We start from the raw sequence: 1,637 nt of genomic DNA on the forward strand, positions 1-1,637 counted from the left end.
TTCCCGCCATGCACCACCGCCACGGCATCCGGCGTACGCTCCACCTGAGCCTCGAACATCCCATGGATGGTCTGCTGCCGCGGATAATCCAGTGCCGTGGCGTTGAGCCCGAACAACAACTGCTCGCGCTCCGTCGCCGGCAACACCGACAGCCGCCCCAGCGGCACATCCGCGCCCTGCTCCAAGGCCCCCACCAAACTCGCCAGCGCGGCCTGCATATAACCGCAGACCCGTTGCGCATCGACACCGGCAGTCGCCTGTACCGTCAGACCGAAGCCCACATCGTTATCGTCCACCGAAAGCGTCAGCGGGTAGTTGGTGCGCTCGCCGCCGCCGAGGCTTTCGATACCCTGCCAGGCATCCAGCGCCTGCTGGCTGACCTCACCGGCACCGTGCCGGTAGTTGAGCAAGGCGCTGAACAGTGGCGTCGGCGCCGGCACCCCGCTGCAACGCTGGGCCAGCGCCAGGGACGCATGTTCGTGACCGAGCAGCGCGGTCAGCCGGCCATGGGCCGCCTTGAGCGCGGCCCGGGAGCCCAGGGCTGCGAGGTCCAGGCGCAGCGGCAAGGTGTTGATAAACATCCCCAACGCCCGGTCCGCCCCCGCACCGCCCTGCATCCGGCCCAGCAACACCGTGCCGAACACCACTTTCTCGCGGCGACACAGGCGCCCCAGTACCAGCCCCCAGGCCAGGTGCACCACGCTCGCCGCGCTGACACCCGCCTGTCGGGCCCGGCCACGCAGACGCCGGGACAACTCCGGGTCCAGCGCCAGGTGGGCTTCGGCGATTTCCTGTCGGTCACCCCGCACGTCCTGCTGTTCGAACGGCAGGGTCGGCTCGTCGATATCGCCGAGCATCTCGCGGAAGAAGGTTTCGTGAGCCTCCTGGCTGACACCCAGGCGAGCCTGGGCCACATAGTTGCGATACGGCACGGCCGGCGCCAACGGTGGTGTCTGCTCACGCAGGCTGTCCTGCATTTCCTGTTGCACCACTGCCATGGTGGTGTGGTCGATGGCGATATGATGGAACAGCAACACCCCGACCCAGCGCTGGTTGAGCACATCTTCGCTGACCGCCAGGTGCAACAGCGGTGCCTGTTGCAGATTCAGGCGGTAGTGCGCCGGATCAAAACGCCGCAGCAATTGCGCCAGCGGCTCACCCTCTCCCCGGGTCGGCTCGAAGGCCTCGGCCACCAGCCGGGTCTGGCGCCAGACCACCTGCACCGGTGTTTCCAATCCCTCCCAGACGATCGAAGTACGCAGCACATCGTGACGATCGATCACACTTTGCAGCGCCTGGATAAAGTCGTCCAGGCGTTGGCGGCTGTCGAAGCTGAACTGCGATTGCAGTACATAGGGGTCGCCTTCGCCGGCCGACAGGTGATGGAACAGGATGCCCTCCTGCAAAGGCGCCAGCGGGTAGATGTCCTGGATATTCGCCGCACCGCCCGGCACCGTCGCCACCACCCGGTCGATCTGTGCCTGGGTCAGGCTGATCAATGGCAGCAGGTCCGGGGTAATGTGTTCGCAATGTTCGGGGATCAGGTTGGCCGGCACCACGATTTCCGTGCTGCCACCCACCGCCGCCGCCAGCGCCGACAAGCTCGGCTGGCCGAACAGCACCCGTACATCGGCGCC

Annotated in this window: 1 protein-coding gene; it reads right to left on the reverse strand. The window is 66.5% G+C overall.

What is annotated here, in order from left to right; all coding sequences use genetic code 11:
• Positions 1-1,637: condensation domain-containing protein (locus M5B96_RS32270; protein ID WP_248801194.1), on the reverse strand; the 1,637-nt coding region annotated here is incomplete at both ends.

This window comes from Pseudomonas sp. MWU13-2105, assembly GCF_023242315.1.
Taxonomy (GTDB): Bacteria; Pseudomonadota; Gammaproteobacteria; order Pseudomonadales; family Pseudomonadaceae; genus Aquipseudomonas.